Annotated in this window: 25 protein-coding genes, 2 tRNA genes, 3 rRNA genes and 1 pseudogene; 2 read left to right on the plus strand and 29 right to left on the minus strand. The window is 31.8% G+C overall.

The window, feature by feature from the left end; translation table 11 throughout:
- Nucleotides 1–6: 6 nt before the first annotated feature.
- The gene (typA, locus tag ACZ5OA_RS07865; RefSeq protein ID WP_464907313.1) at nt 7–1815 is read right to left on the minus strand and encodes a translational GTPase TypA; all 1809 of its coding nucleotides are present in this window, start codon (nt 1813–1815) and stop codon (nt 7–9) included.
- A gap of 76 nt (nt 1816–1891) precedes the next feature.
- Here typA and ACZ5OA_RS07870 point away from each other — a divergent pair, with 76 nt between their 5' ends.
- Nucleotides 1892–3898, plus strand: a complete 2007-nt coding sequence (locus ACZ5OA_RS07870; protein WP_464907314.1) for a TIGR03545 family protein — start codon at nt 1892–1894, stop codon at nt 3896–3898.
- A gap of 17 nt (nt 3899–3915) precedes the next feature.
- Here the strand turns inward: ACZ5OA_RS07870 and ACZ5OA_RS07875 are convergent, their stop codons facing one another.
- A complete protein-coding gene (locus ACZ5OA_RS07875) occupies nt 3916–5082 on the minus strand; it encodes an ammonium transporter (RefSeq protein WP_464907315.1) in 1167 nt (388 codons plus the stop codon).
- Nucleotides 5083–5219: 137 nt separating this feature from the next.
- Here ACZ5OA_RS07875 and ACZ5OA_RS07880 point away from each other — a divergent pair, with 137 nt between their 5' ends.
- Nucleotides 5220–5558, plus strand: a complete 339-nt coding sequence (locus ACZ5OA_RS07880) for a P-II family nitrogen regulator (RefSeq protein WP_464907316.1) — start codon at nt 5220–5222, stop codon at nt 5556–5558.
- On the opposite strand, the gene ACZ5OA_RS07885 is transcribed toward ACZ5OA_RS07880, so the two are convergent.
- The 27 genes and pseudogenes from ACZ5OA_RS07885 to ACZ5OA_RS08015 all read right to left on the minus strand — a co-directional run bounded on the left by ACZ5OA_RS07885 (nt 5555) and on the right by ACZ5OA_RS08015 (nt 24855).
- Nucleotides 5555–6163, minus strand: coding sequence for a fumarylacetoacetate hydrolase family protein (locus ACZ5OA_RS07885; protein WP_464907317.1), 609 nt, complete (start codon nt 6161–6163; stop codon nt 5555–5557). The genes ACZ5OA_RS07880 and ACZ5OA_RS07885 overlap by 4 nt on opposite strands.
- Entirely contained in the window at nt 6156–7316 is a 1161-nt protein-coding gene (locus ACZ5OA_RS07890) for a UDP-N-acetylmuramoyl-L-alanyl-D-glutamate--2,6-diaminopimelate ligase (protein ID WP_464907318.1), read from the minus strand. The genes ACZ5OA_RS07885 and ACZ5OA_RS07890 overlap by 8 nt, the downstream gene beginning before the upstream one ends.
- Entirely contained in the window at nt 7297–7572 is a 276-nt protein-coding gene (locus tag ACZ5OA_RS07895; protein ID WP_464907319.1) for a hypothetical protein, read from the minus strand. The genes ACZ5OA_RS07890 and ACZ5OA_RS07895 overlap by 20 nt, the downstream gene beginning before the upstream one ends.
- 1 nt (nt 7573) lies before the next feature.
- Nucleotides 7574–7870 carry a NifU family protein gene (locus ACZ5OA_RS07900; protein WP_464907320.1) on the minus strand — a complete coding sequence of 99 codons (297 nt, stop codon included), beginning with the start codon at nt 7868–7870 and terminating at the stop codon, nt 7574–7576.
- A gap of 112 nt (nt 7871–7982) precedes the next feature.
- A complete protein-coding gene (rplQ, locus tag ACZ5OA_RS07905) occupies nt 7983–8336 on the minus strand; it encodes a 50S ribosomal protein L17 (RefSeq protein ID WP_464907321.1) in 354 nt (117 codons plus the stop codon).
- Nucleotides 8333–9334: a DNA-directed RNA polymerase subunit alpha gene (locus tag ACZ5OA_RS07910; protein ID WP_464907322.1), complete on the minus strand. Its 1002-nt coding sequence runs from the start codon at nt 9332–9334 to the stop codon at nt 8333–8335. Before ACZ5OA_RS07910 ends, rplQ begins: the two co-directional genes overlap by 4 nt.
- A gap of 9 nt (nt 9335–9343) precedes the next feature.
- Nucleotides 9344–9970 carry a 30S ribosomal protein S4 gene (gene rpsD, locus ACZ5OA_RS07915; protein WP_464907323.1) on the minus strand — a complete coding sequence of 209 codons (627 nt, stop codon included), beginning with the start codon at nt 9968–9970 and terminating at the stop codon, nt 9344–9346.
- 2 nt (nt 9971–9972) lie between these two features.
- Entirely contained in the window at nt 9973–10365 is a 393-nt protein-coding gene (rpsK, locus tag ACZ5OA_RS07920) for a 30S ribosomal protein S11 (RefSeq protein ID WP_464907324.1), read from the minus strand.
- Between the two features lie 14 nt (nt 10366–10379).
- Entirely contained in the window at nt 10380–10745 is a 366-nt protein-coding gene (rpsM, locus tag ACZ5OA_RS07925) for a 30S ribosomal protein S13 (protein ID WP_464907325.1), read from the minus strand.
- Between the two features lie 3 nt (nt 10746–10748).
- On the minus strand, nt 10749–10862 hold the full coding sequence (rpmJ, locus tag ACZ5OA_RS07930) for a 50S ribosomal protein L36 (RefSeq protein WP_024787455.1): 114 nt from the start codon (nt 10860–10862) through the stop codon (nt 10749–10751).
- A gap of 173 nt (nt 10863–11035) precedes the next feature.
- Nucleotides 11036–11713, minus strand: a complete 678-nt coding sequence (locus ACZ5OA_RS07935) for an anaerobic ribonucleoside-triphosphate reductase activating protein (protein ID WP_464907326.1) — start codon at nt 11711–11713, stop codon at nt 11036–11038.
- Nucleotides 11707–11874 (minus strand): anaerobic ribonucleoside-triphosphate reductase, encoded by a 168-nt coding sequence (nrdD, locus tag ACZ5OA_RS07940; RefSeq protein WP_464907327.1) that lies wholly within the window; start codon nt 11872–11874, stop codon nt 11707–11709. Before nrdD ends, ACZ5OA_RS07935 begins: the two co-directional genes overlap by 7 nt.
- 11 nt (nt 11875–11885) lie before the next feature.
- On the minus strand, nt 11886–13718 hold the full coding sequence (locus ACZ5OA_RS07945; RefSeq protein ID WP_464907328.1) for a ribonucleoside triphosphate reductase: 1833 nt from the start codon (nt 13716–13718) through the stop codon (nt 11886–11888).
- A 115-nt stretch (nt 13719–13833) separates the two neighbouring features.
- Nucleotides 13834–14661, minus strand: coding sequence for a ModD protein (modD, locus tag ACZ5OA_RS07950; protein ID WP_464907329.1), 828 nt, complete (start codon nt 14659–14661; stop codon nt 13834–13836).
- A 67-nt stretch (nt 14662–14728) separates the two neighbouring features.
- Nucleotides 14729–16810 carry an elongation factor G gene (fusA, locus tag ACZ5OA_RS07955; RefSeq protein ID WP_464907330.1) on the minus strand — a complete coding sequence of 694 codons (2082 nt, stop codon included), beginning with the start codon at nt 16808–16810 and terminating at the stop codon, nt 14729–14731.
- A 98-nt stretch (nt 16811–16908) separates the two neighbouring features.
- Nucleotides 16909–17382 (minus strand): 30S ribosomal protein S7, encoded by a 474-nt coding sequence (gene rpsG / locus ACZ5OA_RS07960; protein WP_464907331.1) that lies wholly within the window; start codon nt 17380–17382, stop codon nt 16909–16911.
- A 132-nt stretch (nt 17383–17514) separates the two neighbouring features.
- Nucleotides 17515–17895, minus strand: coding sequence for a 30S ribosomal protein S12 (gene rpsL, locus ACZ5OA_RS07965; RefSeq protein ID WP_464907332.1), 381 nt, complete (start codon nt 17893–17895; stop codon nt 17515–17517).
- Between the two features lie 83 nt (nt 17896–17978).
- Nucleotides 17979–18221: pseudogene (locus ACZ5OA_RS07970) on the minus strand (site-specific DNA-methyltransferase); the annotation flags it as partial.
- A 1-nt stretch (nt 18222) separates the two neighbouring features.
- The gene (locus ACZ5OA_RS07975; RefSeq protein WP_464907333.1) at nt 18223–18537 is read right to left on the minus strand and encodes a DpnD/PcfM family protein; all 315 of its coding nucleotides are present in this window, start codon (nt 18535–18537) and stop codon (nt 18223–18225) included.
- 12 nt (nt 18538–18549) lie between these two features.
- Complete coding sequence (locus ACZ5OA_RS07980; protein ID WP_464908338.1) at nt 18550–19317, minus strand: DpnI domain-containing protein; 768 nt, start codon at nt 19315–19317, stop codon at nt 18550–18552.
- Nucleotides 19318–19371: 54 nt separating this feature from the next.
- Complete coding sequence (locus ACZ5OA_RS07985; protein WP_464908339.1) at nt 19372–19554, minus strand: DNA adenine methylase; 183 nt, start codon at nt 19552–19554, stop codon at nt 19372–19374.
- The gene (locus ACZ5OA_RS07990; protein WP_464907334.1) at nt 19530–19751 is read right to left on the minus strand and encodes a DNA adenine methylase; all 222 of its coding nucleotides are present in this window, start codon (nt 19749–19751) and stop codon (nt 19530–19532) included. Before ACZ5OA_RS07990 ends, ACZ5OA_RS07985 begins: the two co-directional genes overlap by 25 nt.
- A 146-nt stretch (nt 19752–19897) precedes the next feature.
- Nucleotides 19898–20013: ribosomal RNA gene (gene rrf, locus ACZ5OA_RS07995) — 5S ribosomal RNA — on the minus strand.
- Nucleotides 20014–20081: 68 nt separating this feature from the next.
- Nucleotides 20082–22953, minus strand: a 23S ribosomal RNA gene (locus tag ACZ5OA_RS08000).
- Nucleotides 22954–23052: 99 nt separating this feature from the next.
- Nucleotides 23053–23128: transfer RNA gene (locus ACZ5OA_RS08005), tRNA-Ala, on the minus strand.
- Nucleotides 23129–23132: 4 nt separating this feature from the next.
- A tRNA-Ile gene (locus ACZ5OA_RS08010) sits at nt 23133–23209 on the minus strand.
- Between the two features lie 151 nt (nt 23210–23360).
- A 16S ribosomal RNA gene (locus tag ACZ5OA_RS08015) occupies nt 23361–24855 on the minus strand.
- Together the 16S, 23S and 5S rRNA genes with 2 tRNA genes alongside form the textbook arrangement of a ribosomal RNA operon.
- Nucleotides 24856–25006 lie beyond the last annotated feature (151 nt).

Below are 25006 nucleotides of genomic sequence, written 5' to 3' on the forward strand. Positions count from 1 at the left end.
AAAATATTATTTTTTCTTAGGAGTTTTTCTTTTTCTTTCACCTGGATTAAGTATTTTTTTTCTAATTCTAATATGTAATGGTGTAATTTCAAGTAATTCATCATCTTCAATCCATTCAAGTGCTTTTTCAAGATTCATGTCCGCTGGTGGAACAAGTTTAATAGCTTCATCGGCTCCACTACTTCGAACATTTGATTGTGCTTTTCCTTTGATAGGATTTACATCTAAATCATTTGGTCTTGCATGTTCACCAACAATCATACCAACATAAAGTTTGTCTTGTGGTTTGATAAACATTCTTCCTCTTTCTTGAAGGTTGAATATTGCAAATCCAGCTGCAGCTCCATTTTCCATAGAAACTAATGCTCCTGGAACTCTCGTATGATGTGTTCCGTTAAAAGGTCTATATTCTAAGAAAGATGAATTGATAATACCTTCACCTTTTGTATCTGTTAGAAATTCACCTCTATATCCGATAAGTCCTCTTGCAGGGATTTCAAATTCAATTCTTGTATATCCATCAGACATAGGAGCCATTGATTTCATCTCAGCTTTTCTTTTACCAAGTTTTTCAATAACTGCCCCACTATAATTATCTGGAACATCAACTACAACAAATTCAAATGGTTCTAATTTAACTCCATCTTCTACTTTTACGATAACTTCTGGTCTTGAAAGACTAAATTCGAAACCTTCTCTTCTCATATTTTCAGCTAAAATTGTAATTTGAAGTTCACCTCTTCCTGAAACTCTAAATTTACCTTCTCCTGCATCTTCTGCTTTCATAGCAATATTTGTTTCAGCTTCTTTAAGAAGTCTTTCTCTAATTTTATTACCAGTTACATGTTTTCCTTCAGTTCCAGCAAGTGGTGAATCATTTACACTCATCATTACACTTAAAGTTGGTTCTTCAATATGAAGTGGATCAAGTGCTTCAATATGATTAGGATCACATAATGTATCTCCGATATCAATTGTTCCAAATCCTGCAACTGCTACAATATCACCTGCTTCTGCTTCATCAATTTCAATTCTTTCTAAACCTCTAAAACCAATAAGTTTGGTAACTCTTCCATTTGCTGTTTCACCATTAGCTTTTACAAGTGTTAAATTATCACCTCTTTTGATTTTTCCATTAAAAATTCTTGAAATACCAATTCTCCCAATAAATGGATCAGTGTCAAGTGTAAATACTTGAAGTTGTGTTGGATTATCAACACTTCCTTTTGGTTCTGGAACTTCACTAAGAATAGTTTCAAAAAGCGGAGTTAAATCTTTATTTTCATCTTCAAGATTAAGTTTTGCATAACCGTCTCTTGCAGCTGCGTAAACTACAGGGAATTCAAGTTGGTCTTCGTTTGCACCCATTGCATCAAAAAGGTCAAAAACTTCATCAACAACTCTATCTGGTTCAGATCCTGGTTTATCTATTTTATTCACAACTACAATTGGTCTATGACCAAGTTCTAATGCTTTTTTCACAACGAATTTAGTTTGTGGCATTACACCTTCTTGAGCATCTACAAGTAATAAAACAGAATCAACCATTTTAAGAACCCTTTCAACTTCTCCACCGAAATCGGCATGTCCAGGAGTATCAATAATATTAATTTTATAATCTTTATAATGAATAGCTGTATTTTTAGAAAGAATTGTAATTCCTCTTTCTTTTTCGATATCATTAGTATCCATAGCTCTTTCATCAACATGTTGATTTTCTCTAAATGTCCCTGATTGTTGTAATAGACCATCAACTAATGTAGTTTTTCCGTGGTCAACATGAGCGATAACTGCAATATTTTTAATTTTTTGCATTAAATTCCTTTAGTAATATTTTTTTGCAATTATACCATAATAAAATGATATAATTATGATAAAAAAGGATATTAAAATGCATTTTCTTATAAAATTCTTAAAAAGCCTAAATAGCGCCCAATCTTCAAAAGCACTTAGCCTAGCATTAGCTTTAGGAATTATTACTGGATTTTTACCCTCTTTTAATGTAATTAATATTCTAATATTATTAATAGTATTTAGCTTTAGAATTCCAATAGGATTATACTTTGCAAGCAGTACTGTTTTTGCAATAGTTGGATATTTTCTAGATCCTATATTCCATTATACAGGCCTTTATTTATTGCAAAATTCAAGTTTAGCTTCTTTTTGGACTGCTTTATACAATACACCATTTTTGAGATGGAGTGGATTTAACAATTCTATTATTTTAGGAAGTTTTATATGGGGTATTGTTTTAGCACCTATTTTTTATATCATTTTAAATAAATTTAGTGATAAATATAGAGAAGTTATTTTCCCAAAATTACAAAAAAGTAAGCTTACAAGTTGGATTGTACCAGATGAAATTAAAAAGAATGGAATTTTTAGACTTTCTGGACTTATCGGATTTGCAGTTATTTTTGGTGGTATGGCTTTTTTAATAATTACATTTTTAGATCCAATTCTAAAATCAACTTTGCAATATTCACTCTCAAAAGCACTTAAAAAACCAGTAACAATAGAAAGTTTAAATACTTCTATTTCAAAAGCTTCTTTAAATATCACTAATATAAAAGTGGGAAATATTAAAACTGATAAAATATATCTTAATCTAAATTGGAACTATTTGGTATGGAAAAAATTTGATATTCAAAACTTAATAATTAAAAATATTCATACAGATAAAACATTAGTTGCCTTAATTAATTCTAAATCATCAACAAATAATAATTCTCATTTTAGTATGCCTTCAATTAAAATCCCAAAAGCCAAAGATTTACTAGCAAAACAACAACTAAAAACTGAAATAGCCATTAATAAATTGAAAAAAGATTATAAAAATTCACAAAAGTTAATTGATAATATTAAAAATCTAAAAAATGATAATAAAATTTCTGATTTAAAAACTGAAATTGAAGAAATTAGAACTCTTGCAAAGAAAATTAAAACACCTAATGATATTCAAACTATTTTAGCAAAAATAGATAAAGTAAAAAAAGAAATAAATTCTCTTAAAACAGATATCAAAGAATATAAAAAAGAATTAATTCAAACTAAAACTTTATTAAGTAATGATTTAAAAGCTGTAAAAGTTGCATCAAAAAAAGATTATAAAAATTTATCAAGCAAATATAATATGCTAAAAAATGGAAAATATACAGAATTTACTGAATCTATTTTAACTCCAAAACTTGCAAAATATTTAAAAACAGCTGATGAAATTTATACAAAAATTAAACCTTATTTACCTAAAAAAGCAGAAGAAGCAAAATATGTAAGAGGAAAAGGGATTAATGTTAAATTTAAAGACAAAATAAAATATCCTTCATTTGTAATTGAAAAAACAGATATTTCATTTAAAACAAGTGATTCTAATTGGCAATTAATTTCTAATAACATTACAAATAATCAAACTTTACTAAATAAACATACAACAGCTAAAATCATAGGAGTAAGTAAATATTTCACAAATTTACAATCAAATATAAATTATTATAAAATAGCCACAATTGATTCTACTATTCTAAATTTAAAAACTGGAATTAAAATAATGCCACTTGTTAAAAAAGTTACATTAAATGGAAATATTAGTGGTACTTTACAAAAACCTATCATAAAACTAAAATCAAATTTAGATAAAATCTTATCAAATTATTTAAAAGCTAGAATAAATAAAAAAATTAATAAACAAAAAATAAAATTAAACTCTTTGTTAAATAAAAAATTACACAATGAGCTAAAAGGCATCGATCTAAAAGATATAAATTTAGCAAATATGGATTTAAATAATTACAATGAAACATTAAATTCTTTCAAAGATAAATTACAAAAATATGGTAAAAAAGAGTTAGAAAAGAAAATTATGGGAAATGGATTAAATAAATTAAAATCTTTCTTTTAAAAGCAAGCAAAAAGAGTTTAAAAAGATTTATTAAACTCTGGATATGCTTCTATCCCACATTCAGCTGAATCAAGACCTTGAATCTCATTTTCTTCATTTGCTCTAAATGGGGAAATTTTATTAATAACAAAAATAGTTATATAACTTAAAGAAAACGCAATAAATCCTACAATTAAAACTCCTTTTAATTGTGACATAAATGAAGCCGTACCAAAAATAGCCGCTGCCAATGTTCCCCAAATTCCATTTACTAAATGAACACTCAAAGCCCCTACTGGATCATCAATTCTTAATTTATCAAAAAATGGAACTGCGTAAAAAACTAAAATACCACCAATTACTCCAACTAAAATAGGTGCATAAATATTCATAATATCTGCTCCTGCTGTAATTGCTACAAGTCCACCTAAAGCTCCATTTAAAACCATTGTAATATCAAATTTTTTATAGCTTATATAACTTAAAAGCATCACAATAAGTCCTCCTGCAAGTCCAGCTGTATTTGTATTCATTATAGTTAACGCAACTGTCTCTACATCTTCTTTTGTAGCAATACTTCCAACACTTCCACCATTAAATCCAAACCATCCAATCCAAAGTAAAAATCCACCTAAAACAACCAAAGGAATATTACTTGCAGGAATAACTTTAACTTTTCCATTTTTATATCTTCCTTTTCTTGAACCTATAACTAAAATGGCTGCTAATAAAGCCCAACCACCAGTTGAGTGAATTATAGTTGAACCTGCTAAATCATGCATACTTGAAATATCAAACATTGTTCCAGCAAAAAAGTTATTTCCCCAAGTTAAATTTACTGCTATTGGATAAATAATCCCCGCCATCATTACCGTAAAAAATATCAGTGGAACTAATCTTGTTCTTTCACTAACACCTCCACTCATAATATTCACTGTTTTACCAACAAAGGCCATTTGAAACAAAAATGCTGCCCAAGCTGACATAGAAGCACTACCAAAAGCTCCAAAAGCTATATGATATCCAACTAACAAAAACATCATACTTGCAACTAAATAAATCATTGCATTCGTAGTCAAAACTGCTGTTACATTTTTAGTCCTAACAAGCCCTGCTTCAAGCATAGCAAAGCCTGGCACCATCAAAATAATTAATACAAATGCAAAAAGTGCAAAAAATGTATTTAAAATATATGCCTCGTCCATAAATTCTCCTTAAAAATTTTTTATATTATAATATAATAATATAAATTTTAAATATATAAAATTGCTTAAATTTTAAACAGTTAAAAATTATGATAAATTAAAAATTATGATAAAATTACAATAAAAAAGGATACAAAATGAAAAAAATAGAAGCTATTATAAAACCTTTTAAACTTGATGATGTAAAAGAAGCTCTAATAGAAGCAGATGTTTCAAGAATTACAATTAGTGAAGTTAAAGGTCACGGAAGACAACAAGGACATAGTGAACTCTATAGAGGTAATGAATATATAGTAGAATATTTACCTAAAATTAAAATAGAAGTAGTTGTAAATGAAGAATTTGTAGAAAAAGCAGTTGATGCAATTATAAAAGGTGCAAGAACTGGAAAAATCGGTGATGGTAAAATTTTCGTTTCACCTATTGAAGATATTATTAGAATCAGAACAGGAGAAAGAGGAACAGACGCTGTTTAATTTGCCTCCCACTCTTTATTAATAACTAATTTATTATCAATGAAAAGTTCAATTTTGATTCTATCTTCTAATTTATAATTAGTCACTCCTTTTGGAGTTCCTGTCATTATAATATCTCCATCTTCTAAACTCATAAATGATAAAATTTCATCTAAAATTTGTTGTGGTTTATAAATCATAAGTTCATAAGTTGCGTGTTGTTGTAAATTATCATTTAAATATAACTTCATTTCAATTGATTCAATATCTCCATTCAATCTAACAAACTCACTAAAAACAGCACTTCCATCAAATGCTTTTGCTCTTTCCCAAGAAAGACCTTTACTTTTTAAATAATTTTGAATATCAGCTTTTGTAAGATCTAGTCCTACTCCAATACCTGATAATTGCTTATTTTTTACTAAAAAACAAATTTCACCTTCAAATCTTGTCTCTTTAGAAAAAAATTTCAATTTATCACTTATAGAAGAGTTTACTTTACAAAAAAGCACCATATTTTCTGGAACTTCATTATTAAGCTCTTTTATATGCTCTACATAATTTCTTCCAACACATACTACTTTTGAAGGAATAATTTCTTTATCTTCATATTTTATTTTATTCACTTTTTTCTCCTTTTAATTGTAAAACAACCTCTCTATCGCTAAAAGGTATTTTCTTATCACAAAACTTCATATATTTTTCATCACCTTTTCCTAAAATCATAACATATTCATCTTTTTGTAAATTAATTGCTTTTTTAATAGCTTCTTTTCTATCTTCAATTATTTCAAATGGAGTGTTTTTGATACCTTTTGCTATCTCTTTTATAATATCTTGTGGATTTTCACATCGTGGATTATCGTTTGTCAAAATTATATAATCCGCATATTTATCGGCGACTTCTCCCATTATTTTTCTTTTAGTTTTATCTCTGTCTCCACCTGCTCCAAACACTACTATTTTTTTGAAATTAATTGCACTCAAAACTTTTTGCATTCCATCCGGAGTATGTGCAAAATCGACAATTATTTTTGGTGCAACTTCTTCCATTCTACCAGCAAGTCCACTAAAATTTTCAGCAATTTTAATAATTTTATTTAAATCAATATTCGTAAGTTTATGAACACCTAAAACTGCTGCTTCAAAATTTTCTTTATTAAATTCACCTATCAATTTTGAATTTGCTTTTAAATTTTGAGGATAAAAAAAGGAATTATTTTCATTTATATTTAAGTTATATTTTTTATTAATTATTTTAATAGAATTATCTTGAAAAAATAACTCTTTTGCTTTTTTATATTCTTGCATTGTTTTATGATAATCCAAATGGTCTTGACTTAAATTTGTAAATATTTTTAACTTAAAATTAATTCCATCTATTCTATTTTGAATAATTGCGTGTGAAGAAGCTTCCATTACAAAAAAGTCAGGTTTATATTTGTAAACTCTATCAATTGTTGTAATTATAGGTGGAGTCGTAAGTGTTTTTTCTTCTTTTAATTTCCCATTTAAATAAAAACCTTCTGTCCCTTGAACCCCTACACTAAAACCTAAATTTTTAAGAATATATCCTATTAAAAATGCAGTAGTAGTTTTACCATTTGTTCCAGTAATTCCTATAAATTTAGTTTTTGTATTTTGTAGAAGTTTATCTGGTGTTATATAATTTTGATTAGTATAATATTTTTTATTTTGAGTGGTAAGTAAAAAAAGATCTCCCTTTTTATACTCATTTGTAGAATCTGTAATAGTTTCATTATTTAATGCTATTTTCATTTTTAAATTCGCTAAAATCAAGTGGTCCTAATGTATCATAAAGATTTTCTACATAATCAAGAGCCATATCTTCATAACCATATTCCATTAGTTTATTGATAAACTCAACTAATTCCTCTTGATTAACAAACATAACTCTTGTAGTAAATAAGATATTCTCTAACGTCTCTTTTTTATCCAAAAGATGTTTAACATCTTCAAATAATACACCTTCAAATTCATTAATATTTTCTACTTTAGTTTCTATGATATCCAAATTAAATTCCTGCATATTTCATAAGCTCATCAAGTTTATCTTCATATCCATGAGGAACATTCATAACAACTAATTCTGGATGAATTTTTTCTCTTAGTGCTTTTTCTACACCATATTTAAGAGTAGCCCCTGCACTGCTACAACCTACACATCCACCTTGAAGTTGTACAAATACAGTTGGTTTGTCAACATCAATAAGTTTTATATCCCCTCCATCCATTTGTAGCATTGGTCTAACTTCTTCTATAACCTTTGCAACAGCTTCTTTTAACTCTTCATTATTAAATGGTATAGCCATTATGTCTCCTTGAATTATAATTAATTGTTTTAGTTAAATATATTATAGCAAAATTTTATGAATTTATACTGAATATTGAAAGTTTTAGGGAAGTTCCCAAAAAGGGAAGGAATTAATCTACTAGTGAGATTTGTGCAAGTTCTGCAGCATCACCTCTTCTGTTTCTAGTTCTTTTAATTGAAGTATATCCACCATTTCTTTCAAGATATTTAGGAGCCACTTCATTAATAAGTTTTTTTGTTGCTTCTTTATTTCTAAGTTTAGCAAAAATAAATCTGTGAGTATTAAAATCAACATTTCTACTTTTTGTGATTAATTTTTCAACAAATCTTCTTAATTCTTTTGCTTTTTCTACTGTAGTTTCGATAGAACCATGTTCAATTAAAGCAATTGCAAGATTTTGCAAAAGTGCTTTTCTATGAGAAGAAGTTCTACTTAACTTTCTATATCCGTGTCTATGTCTCATACCTCATCCTTTAATTTCTCAATCTCTTTTTGTAATAAATTTTTTACATTTTCAGGTAATGGTTCATTTACATTAAATCCAATTGAATCTAATTTTTCAGTAATTTCATCTAATGATTTTTTACCAAGATTTTTGATTTTAGCAATTTCATTACTACCCATTAACACTAATTCACCAATAAATTTAATACCTGCTTTTTCAAGACAATTATAGCTTCTACTTCTTAAATTCATACTATCAATAGAAGTTGTTAAAACTTTATAATTATCATCAAGATTTTCTTCAAATTCTACTTCTTGAATTACATCAAATTTTTCAGTAAAAATTGCAAACTGACTAAATAATTTATTTACAGCATCTTTTAATGCATCATCAGGAGCAATTTGCCCATCAGTTTCAATTGTAAATATAATCTTTTCAAAATCAGTTTCATCTTCTACCAAAATATTTTCTATTTCATAAATAGCATTTTTGATTGGTGAGAAAAATGCATCAAGTGCAATATAATCATTAGAAATATCATTTCTAATATTTTCACTTGGGACAAATCCCATACCTTTTTTAATAATTAATGAAAAACTGAGTGTAATATCTTCATTAAGTGTTGCAATATAAGCTTCAGGTGTTACAACTTCTATTTCATCATTATTTAAATCTTTTCCATAAATTTCTTTAGGTCCAACAAAAGTATAGTTTACTTCTACTTCATCTTTTGAAGAGTCTTTAATTCTAAATCTAACATTTTTTAAATTAATAATAAATGTTGCAACATCTTCAAATACACCCTTAATTGAATCAAATTCATGGCTAACCCCATCAATTTTAATTGCAACTGGTGCAAATCCAACTGTACTTGCAAGTAAAACTCTTCTAATTGGATGAGCAAGAGTAATTCCATATCCTCTTTCAAAAGGATATATGGCTACTTTTGCTTTATTCCCATCAACTTCTACATCTAGTTTATTAGGAATTAATAATTTTGTTTTTATTTTATTCATTTTTTACCCTTATTTAGAGTATAGTTCAACAATTAATCTTTCTTCTACTGGAATTTCTACTTCTGCTCTTTCTGGAACTCTTGTAAAAATACCAAAGAATTTATCTTTGTCTACATCTACCCATTCAGCGATACCTGTTTGGTTTGTAAGCTCAATAGCTCTTTTAACTTGAACATTGTTTTTAGATTTTTCTCTAATTTCAATTTTTTGTCCTGCTTTTACTCTGAATGAAGGAATATCAACTCTTTTTCCATCAACTAAAACATGACCATGAGTTACTAATTGTCTTGCAAATCTTCTAGTTGTTGCAAATCCCATTCTGTAAACTACATTGTCCAATCTTGTTTCAAGTAATGAAATTAAATTTTCTCCTGTATTCCCTTCTTGTCTATTAGCATCTGTGAAAAGTCTTCTAAATTGTTTTTCACTAAGACCATACATAAATTTAGCTTTTTGTTTTTCATTTAATTGAAGCCCATATTCAGACACTTTTTTTCTTCTTTGACCATGTTGTCCTGGTCCATAAGGTCTTTTTTCAAGTGCTGATTTACCTGCTAATCTTCTTTCACCTTTTAAATTAAGGCTTACTCCGAATCTTCTTTCTATTTTTTCTACTGGTCCTCTATATCTAGCCATTGTTAAACCCTTCTTCTTTTTGGAGGTCTACATCCATTATGTGGTAATGGAGTAATATCTTTCATCCATAAAACTTTAATTCCTTCTGTTGAACCAACAGTTTTAACAGCAGTATCTCTACCACCACCTGGACCTTGAATTTTAATTCCAACTTCTTTTAATCCATGATCTTTTGCTTTAGCCATAGCATCTTCCACGGCTTGTTGTGCTGCAAATGGAGTTGATTTTTTACTTCCTCTAAATCCTAATGCTCCTGCACTACTCCAAGCAACAACATTTCCCATCATATCAGTAATAGTAATTACTGTGTTGTTAAAACTAGCAGCGACATATACAACACCACTACCTATATTTTTTTTAACTACTCTTTTTTTAGTAACTTTTCTTTTTGCCATTATCTAACCTTTATTTAAGCTTTCGCACCAATAGTTTTTTTCTTACCTTTTCTAGTTCTTGCATTAGTTTTAGATTTTTGACCTCTAACTGGAAGCCCTTTTCTATGTCTTAAACCTCTGTAACAACCTAAATCCATAAGTTCTTTAATGTTCATTTGAACTTGTTTTCTTAAATCACCTTCAACTATATAATTAGTTTGAATTTCTTTGTTTATTGCTGCAATTTCATCTTCAGTTAGTTCATGAACTCTTTTTTCTGGATTAACTCCTGTAACAGCCATAATATTTTTTGCAAATTTTGGACCGATTCCGAATACATATCTTAATCCAAATTCAACTTTTTTATTTTTTGGTAAATCTACCCCTGCAATTCTTGCCATATATTATCCTTGTCTTTGTTTATGTCTTGGGTTTTCGCAGATTACTCTTACGACACCTTTTCTTTTAACTATTTTACATTTTGGACAAATTTTTTTAACTGACGCTCTAACTTTCATCTTGTCTCCTTGAAATTTAACCCCACTACCTAGGCTTTTTGAATTGGGCCAACTTTTTAAAAAATACTATTACTTTTTAAAAAATTCTTCGTGCAGTTTTTGGGGAGTGAATTATATCAAATTATTTATAAAAAATCAATAGAATATGAAAGAAGGAAAAATATTTAGAAATATTAAAAATTTCTAAGCTCTATGGGAATTTTTGTTGAAAGTCTAGTTATATCTAATTTTTTGCTTTGCCTTCCTATATTTCCAAGTGTTTTTTTATCACTTTCAAAAAAGTTTTGTAGATAATATATCCCTTTATAATTCATTGATTCTAAAATATCTATAATCTTATTTATATCATTTTCATCTAATAAATCAGTATGAACAGTAGTTCTAACTTCAAAATCAATTTCTGATTTAATTAAAAATATAAGTGTTTCTTCAAATTTATCCCAATTATTATTTTTTGTAATAAATTCAAATTTTTCTTTTGGTGCTTTAAAATCTAAAGCAACATAATCAACTAAATTATTTTTTACCAATGCTTTTACAATATCAACATTGATTCCATTTGTATCAAGTTTAATTTCAAATCCTAATTTTTTTACTTTACTTGCAAAAGAAACTAAATTTTTATATAAAGTAGGTTCTCCTCCTGTAAAAGTAACTCCATCAAGTAAACCAATTCTTGTTTTCAAAAAATCAATAATTTCTTCTTCTTCTATTTGCTTTTTTCCAAATACAACATCCTCATTATAACAATAAGGACATCTCATATTACAGCCACTAAACCATAAAATAGCACAAAGCTTTCCAGGAAAATCCAAAGAAGAAAATTTCTGAATAGAATATATACCTAGCATTCTTTAAATTGTTTTCTTTCTCTATGTTCTGCTTTTTTACCAATATTAAAACTTTCTACTGGTCTATGATACCCCATAACTCTTGTATAAACAATACATTTTTGTCTTTCATCTTTAACTTTTTCTAAAATTTCTTTTTTTGATAATACTTTTACATTCATTTTATCTCCTTTTAATGTTTGTTTTCAATTTTTTCAAGTAATTCATCATCACAATATGGGCAAAATTCATGTTCTCCTGCAATATATCCATGTTTTGGACACACACTAAATACAGGTGTAATTGAAATATAAGGTAATCTAAAATTACTAATTGATTTCTTTACTAATCTTTTTGCTGCTTCTGGTGAACTTAACTTTTCACTCATATATAGATGTAAAACTGTCCCTCCTGTATATAAAATCTGCAAATCATCTTGCAAACTTAAAGCTTCAAAAGGATCATCTGTATAATTTGCAGCTAATTGAGACGAATTTGTATAGTATGGTGCATCATCAAATCCAGCTTGAATGATATCAGAAAATCTTTTTTTATCTTCTTTAGCAAATCTATATGTAGTTCCTTCTGCTGGAGTTGCTTCAAGATTATACAAATTACCCGTTTCTTCTTGAAACTCTGTAAGTTTTTGTCTCATGAAATCAAATATTTCTTTTGCAAAAAGTATACCTTTTTTAGTAGAAACATCATATTCATCATTTGTAAAATTCCTAATCATCTCATTTACACCATTTACACCAATAGTAGAAAAATGATTATTAAATCCAGGTAAATATCTTTGAGTATATGGGTACAAACCTCTATCATACATTTCTTGAACAAATTTTCTTTTTTTCTCAAGTGTTGATTTAGCTAAATCCATTAAATATTCAATTCTATCAAATAAAGCTTTTTTATTACCTTTAAATAAATAACCAATTCTTGCCATATTAAGTGTTACAACACCTATACTACCAGTCATTTCTGCACTTCCAAAAAGACCTCCTCCTCTTTTTAAAAGTTCTCTTAGATCAAGTTGTAAACGACAACACATACTTCTAACTGCGCCTGGCTCATAAGCTTTTGGATTTCTTACTTTATTTCCATTTTCATCTTTCATATATTGACTTCCTATGAAATTTTGGAAATAACTACTTCCTATTCTTTGAGTATTCTCCCATAAAGCTTGTGCAGCTTCACTATCCCAGTCAAATTCTTCTGTAATATTTACTGTTGGAATAGGAAAAGTAAATGGTTGACTTATTGCATCACCTTTTGTCATAACTTTATAATAAGCTTTTATAATGATTTGCATTTCTTCCTCAAAATCTTTATAAGTTGCATCTGTCAAAGCTTTTATTTTAGGATTTCTTTTTTGAAGTTTTTTTAGGAGTTCTTTATCTTCTATTCCTTCAAAAATATGTTTGTTATTTCTCATAGGAATTTGATCTTTTAAATCATCTGGAACAGTAAAATCAATAGTAATATTTGTAAAAGGACTTTGTCCCCAACGAGCTGGAACATTTAGATTATAAATAAAACTTCTAATTGCTCTTTTTACATCTTTATATTCTAATTTATCTTTAAAAACATAAGGTGCAAGATATGTATCAAAACTACTAAATGCCTGTGCACCTGCCCATTCACTTTGTAAGATTCCTAAAAAGTTCGCCATTTGACCTAATGCGCTTCTTAAATGATTAGGCGCTTCACTTTCAACTCTTCCTCTTACTCCATTAAATCCTTCATTCAATAAATTTCTTAAACTCCATCCTGCACAATATCCACTAAGACAATCTAAATCATGTATATGATAATCACCTTTTCTATGAGTATCGCCTTCTTCTTTAGAATAAATTTTATCAAGCCAAAAATTTGCTATAACTTTACCAGCTGTATTATTTATAAGTCCTGCATGAGAATACCCTGTATTAGAATTTGCTTTTATTCTCCAGTCTTCTTTAGATATATATTCTTCAATTGTACTATTACAATCTATATAAGTCGTTTTATTTTTTAAATCTTTCATTTGGATCCCTATTAGCAAATTTTTAGATAATTTTATAAATTATTTATTTATATTAAGAAATATAATTGTAACACAAAGAATGGAAATTGTCTATAAATTTTCAAAAATTTTAACTTTAAAAAGAATCTATAACAACTTTGACATCCGCGCCTTTTGCAAAATAAGGGGCTGTTGTAACTATTGAATCAGTTCCAGTTTTAACATATTCTTCTATATTATTAATATTTATTCCCCCTGCACTAATAACTTTAATATCCTTATTATGAGCAAGTTCAACAATTTTTTTAGTAGTTTCAATATCTACTTTATCAAGTTGAATTATATCTACTTTAACATTTATTAATTTTTTAGCCATTTCAATATTATCAGCTTCCACTACCCATTTTTTTTCAATAGATTTTTGTTTAATTTTTGAAAAATTTTTGAAAAATTTATCCCATCCTCCAAATAATTTTATATAATTATCAAAAATTAAAATTGTTTCACTAGTAGTAATTCTATGTGGGAAACCTCCTCCATCAATAACAGCATTTAAAGCAATTTTTTTTGTAAAAGGAATTATTTTTCTAGTAGTAAAAATTTCAATATCAGAATTATAAACTTTTGCTTTTTTAACCATTTTATAAGTATATGTAGACACAGATAAAGCATATTCATAAATATTTTGAGCTACTTTCCATAAAGTTAAAAGATTTTCTCCTTCAGCTTCAAAAATTTTACTACCAGCATTTATAAAATTTGAATCTTTTTCTTTAAAATTTATATTTAAATTTAATTCATTTGCTAATATTTCAACAATTCTATTACCACTAACTATTGCGTCTTTTCTAGTATAGAAAGAAATTTTACCTTTACTTTCAATATTTAAAAGTTTTGAAGTTAAATCAAAATAAGGTACATCTTCACTAATTAATCTTGCAACATCTTCTTTAGTATAATACATTTTATCCCCTTTTTATTTTATATATATGCAGTATAAAACATACATATAAAATAAAAAGAAAAGGGAATTACCCGTTTCTTTCTGCCATAATTTCAGTAGCAATATTTTTTGGAACTTCTTCATAATGATCAAATTCCATAGCATAAGTACCTCTACCTTGAGTAGAACTTCTAAGGTCAGTTGAATAACCAAACATTTCACTTAATGGAACAAATGAATTAATAACTTTTAATCCATGTCTATCTTCCATAGAATTAATTTGACCTCTTCTTCTATTAAGATCACCAATAACATCTCCCATATAATCTTCTGGAACTTCAACTTCAACTTTCATCATTGGTTCAAGAATTATTGGATTAGCTTTTTTAACCGCTTCTTTAAATGCCATAGAACCAGCAAGTTTAAATGCCATTTCACTTGAATCAACATCATGGTAAGATCCATCATATAATTCAATTTTAAAGTTTTCAACTGGATATCCTGCTAAAACCCCACCTTGTGCAGCTTCTTGAATACCTTTATCAACTGCTGGAATATATTCTCTTGGAATAGATCCACCTTTGATTTGATCAACAAATTCATACTCTTTCCCTGGTTCTTGAGGAATAAGTCTGATAAATACATGTCCATATTGACCTCTACCACCTGATTGTTTAGCATATTTATACTCTTGATCAACAGCTTTTTTAATTGATTCTCTATATGCAACTTGTGGTTGACCAACATTACAATCAACATTAAATTCTCTTTTCATTCTATCTACAAGAATATCAAGGTGTAATTCACCCATTCCTGAGATAATTGTTTGTCCACTTTCTTCATCAGTTGCAACTCTAAAACTTGGATCTTCTTCTGCTAGTTTTTGTAAAGCTATTGCCATTTTTTCTTGGTCAGCTTTTGTTTTTGGTTCAACTGCAACTGAAATAACTGGTTCTGGGAATTCCATTCTTTCTAAGATAACTGGTCTATCTGGATCACAAATAGTATCACCTGTCAATGTATCTTTAAGACCAACAACTGCACCAATTTCACCAGCATAGAATTCATCTACATCTTCTCTATTATTTGAATGCATTCTCAATAGTCTTCCAATTCTTTCTTTTTTATTTTTAGTAGAATTGATAATATGTGTTCCTTTTTTAGCAATTCCAGAATAGAATCTAACAAATGTAATTTTACCAACAAATGGGTCAGTCATAATTTTGAACGCTAATCCACTCATAGGATCATTATCATCAGCATGAACTTCAATTTCTTCTCCAGTTTTAGGATCTTCACCTTTGATAGCTTCAACTTCTGTTGGCGCTGGTAAATAATTAACAACCGCGTCAAGTAATGGTTGAACACCTTTATTTTTGAATGCCGTACCACAAGTCATAGGAATCATTGTAATAGCTAATGTTGCAGCTTTGATTCCTTTATTGATATCTTCTTCAGTTAATTCTTCACCTGCGAAATATTTTTCCATTAATTCTTCATCGCTTTCAGCAACTGCTTCAATTAATTTTTCTCTATATTCTTTTGCTTTTTCTTGTAAATCATCAGGGATTTCAACTTCTTCATAAGAAGAACCCATAGCAGCTTCATCTTCCCAAACAAGTGCTTTCATTTTTACTAAATCAACAACACCTTTAAAGTTTTCTTCTGCACCTATTGGTAATTGAATAGGAACTGCATTTGCTTTTAATCTTTCATTGATTTGTTTTTCAACTTCATAAAAATCTGCACCAGTTCTATCCATTTTATTAACAAATACCATTCTTGGAACTCTATATTTATTTGCTTGTCTCCATACTGTTTCTGATTGTGGTTGAACCCCACCAACAGCACAAAATACTGCAACAGCACCATCAAGTACTCTCATACTTCTTTCAACTTCAATAGTAAAGTCAACATGTCCTGGTGTATCAATAATATTAATTTGGTGATTATTCCAATAACATGTAGTTGCAGCAGAAGTAATTGTAATACCTCTCTCTTTTTCTTGTTCCATCCAGTCCATAGTTGCGGCACCTTCATGAACTTCACCAATTTTGTGACTTACACCTGTATAAAAAAGAATTCTTTCAGTTGTTGTTGTTTTTCCGGCATCAATGTGAGCGGCAATACCAATATTTCTAACTCTATTTAGAGGAGTTTTTCTTGCCATTATTTATCCTTTGTAATTTATTTGTGAAATTTTACTAAAATTTAGTAGTTTTTTGTAGTTTTTATAAAATATTTGTCCCAAAAGGGAAGAAAGAGGAATTACCATCTATAATGAGCAAATGCTTTATTAGCTTCAGCCATTCTGTGAGTATCTTCTTTTTTCTTAAATGCTGCACCTTTTTCTCCAGCTGCATCTCTAAGTTCATTAGCTACTCTATCAGCCATATTTCTTTCATTTCTCTTTCTTGCTGCATCAACAATCCATCTAATTGCTAGTGTTTGTTGTCTTACAGGTCTTACTTCTACAGGAACTTGATAGTTTGCACCACCAACTCTTCTACTTCTTACTTCAAGTAAAGGTTTTACATTTTCGATAGCTTTTTCGAAAAGTTGAATACCATTTGTTCCTTCTTCTGCTTTTGCATCAAGTTTTTCTATTGCTGAATAAAATATTTTTTCTGCAACAGTTTTTTTACCATCTAACATAACTTGATTAATAAATTTAGTTACCACTTTTGAATTAAAAATTGGATCCGGCATTACCGGTCTCTGTGGGGCACTTCTTCTTCTCATTTTAAATTCTCCTTGTTTGTCTTCTGTGTTTTATGTGTCATATACATACACCACATACTCTACCAAATTTGATAGCCAAACAATTAAGCCTCTGCTCAATCATTTAGTTTGTATATAGTTAGTATAAATTAATTATTTTCCTGCTTCGCTTTTTTTAGTTCCGTATTTACTTCTTGATACACTTCTACCTTTAACACCAGCAGTATCTAATGCACCTCTAACGATGTGATATTTAACCCCAGGTAAATCTTTTACTCTTCCCCCTCTAACTAATACGATAGAATGTTCTTGTAAATTATGACCTTCACCAGGAATATAACTGATTACTTCAAATCCGCTTGTTAATCTAACTTTCGCAACTTTTCTTAACGCTGAGTTTGGTTTTTTTGGAGTAGTCGTATAAACTCTCGTACAAACCCCTCTTCTTTGAGGACACTCAACAAGTGCTGGAGATTTAGATTTTTTAACTATTTTTTTTCTACCTTTTCTAACTAATTGATTGATTGTAGGCATCTCTTTCCTTTATTGAAATTTTTAGCAGGTTATTATACTTAATTTTTACTTAAAAAGGGCTTAAAGATAAGACACTAATTTTACTACTTCTTAAATATAAATAAATGCTCATGCATTATTAACAAAAAGTTATAATCTTTACTTTTATTTACTCAAAATCCTGTAGCTTTACAGTTATGTTGATGTTTAATAATATCTTCTTTTAGAAGAAAACCAACTTTTAGAAATCTTTCCATAACTTTAAAGGCTAATGGTTGATACATTTTATTCCTTCTTGTATCTCCTATCAATATGGCACAATATTTATCTTTCTTTAAAACTCTATATTTATTCTATATACTTTTGTAATTCAAGTAAAGTTAAATAAATATGTTCATTTGGTTTATCAGATTCTTCATAGTGTTTTTTTTCATCTATTATTAAATATTGAATTATTTCATTAATTAATAAATCTTTTTTACTTTTAAAACCATTTACTTTTTCTTCAATAATTACATTACCACTAAAATCAGTATAATCTAAAACTATATTTTCTTTTCTATACATACCCTCTACAATCACTAATGCATCTTCTAATGAAGATGCATTAGTGATTGTTATAATTCTTGATAAAATTTCTGTAATTCTTATATCTATTTCCATTGTAAACCTCATTTATTTTAATTTATATTTCCCACGACTTACAAATTTTAAATAATTTTTATCTCTTAAAACTTGTAATTGTTGCCTTATTTTAGCTTGAATATTATTATTTTCAGGATGTTTCAATTTTAAATATTTTTCAAATTTATAAATATCACTTAGGGTAAAATCATTTTTATTAAGTTTATCTATACATTTAATAATATCAAGTAGCCAACCTTTTGACTCCAAATTAGTAGATTGTTTTAAAAAACTTGTTTTATTCCAATCATCTAATATTTTATTCTTACTCTCTTTTTCCCCATTTCTTATATAAAATATTTTACCACTTTCTGGAATAGTATCAAGTAATATATAACAACCAACCCAACCAGCTCTTTTTGCTGTTAAAGATAAGGGTTTTCTTTTTTCTATAATTGCAGGTATAAAAAAATGTTTTGGAATCACGATGAAATTAGTTACATCAAGACTATTTTTGTCATAGTTTAAAAAAAAAAAGTTTGGATTTGAATCACTTTGTAGTCTTTCTATCATTGTTGAATATGCACCATCAACAATTTTTTTACCCATATTACCTTTTTTACTTTTTAGCTCATAGTCTTCTTTGCATCTAGAACAATAAAAATCAGCAACAGGCTTATTATTTTCATATTCACTTATATTATTTCCGCAACTTGGACAGTAAATATATTCATTCACCCAATGTTCCGTTAATACTCTAATCTTTTGTGAATTGCTATTATAATTATTAGCAATTACAGAATAAAGATTTAAATTCATCATATTATATCCTTAGATACTATCCCATTAAAATATTTTTATTTATTTAGAAGATTAAAGTACATTAAAACAAATTTTATTAAGATATATAAATCTTGTAGCTTTATTAATAGTTGTTAAATCTTTAAAATTTTCTTTACGACGATCCATTTCTCTTATTTGATAATAGAATTCTTTGCTATGTTCTTTTTTAAATTTTTCAAAATTATTTATTAATTCATAAAATTTGAAAGATATATTTTTTTATTTTTTAATAAACCTTTTGAATATAATTCAAAGAATACTGCCACACCATCTAGAAATGGCTCGTGATAATTTGCAAATTTTTTAGGAAATTTATCTAATAGTTGAGTTAATAAACCTCTTTTTCCACCTACCCATTTTATAAAAGGTTGATATTGTTTTTTGTAAATCATATTTACTTTTGCATTCATAGATTATTTAACCCTTATTAGTTATTATATTAAGTTAAATTATAGCATAATATAAAAATCAATATTAAAGTATAAAAAAGAAATAAGAGGAGTTTGTATTATATTATGTTAAGTAAAACATCTATTAAAAAAGAGTCATTATAATTGTTTAGCAGGGGCTTACTTTTCCACCTCCGTAGGAGGCAGTATCATCAGCGCAGAAAGGCTTAACTACTTGGTTCGAAATGGAACAAGGTGTAACCCTAACGCTATACCCACTAAACAAATATAATGACTCTTGAGTCAAATTGTTTAATTGTATATAAATTAGTTGATAAAAGTCTTGTCTGAATTAAAAAGTCAAACGGTCTATTAGTATTGGTCAGCTAAATGCATTACTGCAATTACACATCCAACCTATCAAGCATGTAGTCTTCATGCGACCTTCAGGGAAAGTTAATCTTGGAGTTGGCTTCGTGCTTAGATGCTTTCAGCTCTTATCACATCCGAATATAGCTACCCAGCGATGCCCTTGGCAGGACAACTGGTACACCAGAGATTCGTCCATCCCGGTCCTCTCGTACTAGGGACAGCTCTCCTCAACTTTCCTACGCCCACGGCAGATAGGGACCGAACTGTCTCACGACGTTCTGAACCCAGCTCGCGTACCGCTTTAAATGGCGAACAGCCATACCCTTGGGACCTGCTCCAGCCCCAGGATGCGATGAGCCGACATCGAGGTGCCAAACCTCCCCGTCGATATGAGCTCTTGGGGGAGATCAGCCTGTTATCCCCGGGGTACCTTTTATCCTTTGAGCGATGGTCCTTCCACACAGAACCACCGGATCACTAAGACCGACTTTCGTCTCTGCTCGAAATGTCTCTCTCGCAGTCAGGCTGGCTTATGCCTTTATACTCTACAACCGATTTCCATCCGGTTTGAGCCAACCTTTGTAAGCCTCCGTTACTCTTTAGGAGGCGACCGCCCCAGTCAAACTACCCACCAGACAATGTCCTCCTTGCTGTAAACAAGCGAGTTAGCAACCAAAATACCTAAGGGTGGTATCTCAAGGGTAGCTCAGATAGAACTGGCGTCCTACCTTCAAAGCCTCCCACCTATCCTGCACATAGATATCCCGATTGCAATGTCAAGCTGTAGTAAAGGTCCACGGGGTCTTTCCGTCTTGCCGCGGGTAGGAGGAATTTTCACCTCCACTACAATTTCACTGGATCCCTGGTCGAGACAGCTCCCAACTCGTTACGCCATTCATGCAGGTCGGTATTTAACCGACAAGGAATTTCGCTACCTTAGGACCGTTATAGTTACGGCCGCCGTTTACTGGGGCTTCAGTTCACTGCTTCGCTTGCGCTAACAGATCCCTTTAACCTTCCAGCACCGGGCAGGCGTCACACCCTATACATCCTCTTGCGAGTTAGCAGAGTGCTGTGTTTTTGCTAAACAGTCGGCAGGGACTTTTCACTGCGACCCACTACTCTCATAGTGGGCACACCTTATACCGAAGATACGGTGCTAGTTTGCAGAGTTCCTTAACCAGGGTTCTTCCACGCGTCTTAGAATACTCATCTCACCCACCTGTGTCGGTTTACGGTACGGGCCACTAATAATTCAAACGGTTTAGAGACTTTTCTTGGCACGACGGCATCATACTCACTTTCGCTCCTCCGAAGAAGATTGAAAGCCTATCAGGTATCGTTGTATTGTATAGCGGATTTGCCTACTATACCAACTACTCCCTTCGGTTACCTATTCCATCAGATAACAGTACTTAGCCCTATGCGTCCTCCCATCACCTCATTATTAGTGGGTACTGGAATATTAACCAGTTTTCCATCGATTACGCCTTTCGGCCTCACCTTAGGTCCCGACTAACCCTACACTGACGAGCATAGTGTAGGAATCCTTGGGTTTTCGACGAAGGAGATTCTCACTCCTTTTATCGCTACTCATGCCTGCATGCTCACTTCTTGCCGCTCCACTACTCCTTACCGGTATAGCTTCATCGCTGACAAGAACGCTCTCCTACCACTCCTGACCAGCAGGAATCTACAATTTCGGTGGATAACTTTAGCCCCGTTATATTTTCGGCGCTTTTCCGCTCGACCAGTGAGCTGTTACGCTTTCTTTAAAGGATGGCTGCTTCTAAGCCAACCTCCTGGTTGTCTAAGCAGAAAAACCTCCTTTTCCACTTAGTTATCACTTTGGGACCTTAATTGGTAGTCTGGGTTGTTCCCCTCTTGACATAGGATTTTATCACCCTACGCCTCACTGCCAAGATTCCACCATAAGTATTCGAAGTTTGACAGGGTTTGGTACAACTGTAGGTCGCCCTAGCCCTATCAGAGCTCTACCCCTTATGGCTACGTCTTGACGCTGCACCTAAATGCATTTCGGAGAGAACCAGCTATCACTGAGTTTGATTGGCCTTTCACCCCTATCCACAAGTCATCCGAAAGTTTTTCAACACTTACCGGTTCGGTCCTCCACGGGCTTTTACACCCGCTTCAACCTGCTCATGGATAGATCACTCAGCTTCGGGTCTACAGCATCTGACTAATCGCCCTATTCAGACTCGCTTTCGCTTCGGCTTCGCATTCGCTTAACCTCGCCAGACACCATAACTCGCAGGCTCATTATGCAAAAGGCAGTCCATCACCGTTGATAAACAATACGGCTCTGAATGATTGTAGGCATATGGTTTCAGGTTCTATTTCACTCCCCTCACTGGGGTTCTTTTCACCTTTCCCTCACGGTACTGGTTCACTATCGGTCTAACAGTAGTATTTAGCCTTGGAGGGTGGTCCCCCCATGTTCAGTCAGAATTTCACGTGTTCCGACTTACTCACTAGGATATTATTTAGTCTCACATTTCATATTTCACTTACAGGACTATCACCTTTTATAGTTTAGCTTCCCAGCTAATTCAGTTATATAATATGCTACATAATATCGGGCTAATCCGATTTCGCTCGCCGCTACTTTCGGAATCTCGTTTGATTTCTCTTCCTCTGGCTACTGAGATGTTTCACTTCACCAGGTTAACTCCCTTGCGGGTGACTAATGTCTCCATTAGCCGGGTTTCCCCATTCGGACATCTACGTATCAAAGCTCTTTGGCAGCTCCACGTAGCTTTTCGCAGCCTAACACGTCCTTCATCGCCTCTGTTAGCCTAGGCATTCACCATACGCCCTTTATAACTTCTTAATTCTTTATTTGACAAGACTTTTAACAACTAATTTTCAATTAACTTTTTAAGAGTTTTTCGCTCTTAAATTAAATAACCGCAGTTATCTAATTTAAAAGTGGTGGAGAATAGCGGGATCGAACCGCTGACCTCCTGCGTGCAAGGCAGGCGCTCTCCCAGCTGAGCTAATTCCCCACTCTGGTGGGACTACCAGGACTTGAACCTGGGACCTCACCCTTATCAGGGGTGCACTCTAACCAGCTGAGCTATAGTCCCAAATGTACCCATGATAAGCTTTAAGCTTAAAACATATAATTAAGTAACAAACTATTTTCCTTTGAGTGTCAAAGTTTTATTTATTGTCGATTTGAATAGTTTTCTCTATATCTCGAAAGAAGAGAAATAAATCTCTTCTTCTTTCCTCTAGAAAGGAGGTGATCCAACCGCAGGTTCTCCTACGGTTACCTTGTTACGACTTCACCCCAGTTGCTGAGCCCACCGTAGAGGGTAGCCAATTTGGCATCCCCGCTTTGGGTGAACTCAACTCCCATGGTGTGACGGGCGGTGAGTACAAGACCCGGGAACGTATTCACCGTGGCATGGCTGATCCACGATTACTAGCGATTCCAACTTCATGTAGTCGAGTTGCAGACTACAATCCGAACTGGGATTAGGTTTAGAGATTTGCTCCACCTCGCGGTATTGCGTCTCTTTATCCTAACCATTGTAGCACGTGTGTCGCCCTAGGCATAAGGGCCATGATGACTTGACGTCGTCCCCACCTTCCTCCTGGTTACCCAGGCAGTCTTGTTAGAGTGCTCAGCCGAACTGTTAGCAACTAACAACAGGGGTTGCGCTCGTTGCGGGACTTAACCCAACATCTCACGACACGAGCTGACGACAGCCGTGCAGCACCTGTCACCAAGTTCCTGCAAGCAGGCACTCTCTCATCTCTGAAAGATTCTTGGGATGTCAAGCCTAGGTAAGGTTCTTCGCGTATCTTCGAATTAAACCACATGCTCCACCGCTTGTTCGGGTCCCCGTCTATTCCTTTGAGTTTTAATCTTGCGACCGTACTCCCCAGGCGGGACACTTATCGCGTTAGCTGCGTCACTGCTTTATAGCAACGACTAGTGTCCATCGTTTAGGGCGTGGACTACCAGGGTATCTAATCCTGTTTGCTCCCCACGCTTTCGCGCATCAGCGTCAATATTGTTCCAGTAAGTCGCCTTCGCTTTCGGTATTCCTCCTGATCTCTACGGATTTCACCCCTACACCAGGAATTCCACTTACCTCTCCCAAATTCTAGGTCTGCAGTTTTAGAAGCAGTTCCACAGTTAAGCTGGGGGATTTCACTTCTAACTTACAAACCAGCCTACGCGCTCTTTACGCCCAGTGATTCCGAGTAACGCTTGCACCCTCCGTATTACCGCGGCTGCTGGCACGGAGTTAGCCGGTGCTTATTCATATAGTACCGTCATTATCTTCCTATATAAAAGGAGTTTACAGACCGAAATCCGTCATCCTCCACGCGGCATTGCTGCATCAGAGTTTCCTCCATTGTGCAATATTCCCCACTGCTGCCTCCCGTAGGAGTCTGGACCGTGTCTCAGTTCCAGTGTGACTGATCATCCTCTCAGACCAGTTACGCGTCTTAGCCTTGGTAGGCTCTTACCCTACCAACTAGCTGATACGTCGCAGTCTCATCTCACAGCACTAAAGCTTTCCCCCGTGGGGTATATCCGGTATTAGCAATCGTTTCCAATTGTTATCCCAGACTGTGAGGCAGATAACTACGTGTTACTCACCCGTGCGCCACTTAGCTGACAATCTAACCGAAGTTAGATCCGTTCTCGTTCGACTTGCATGTGTTAGGCATGCCGCCAGCGTTCACTCTGAGCCAGGATCAAACTCTCCATAAAAAGTTTAATCCTTTGAATCACTCAAAGAAATTTTCGTTTGTTACTTATCTATATGTTTTCATTAATTATTTCAATTTCTCTCAATCGCTCGTTGCGTTTGTGGACTGGAATTATAGTAAATTATCCCTCCTTTGTCAAGTGTTTTTTCTCT

The organism is Thioreductor micantisoli (assembly GCF_055392745.1).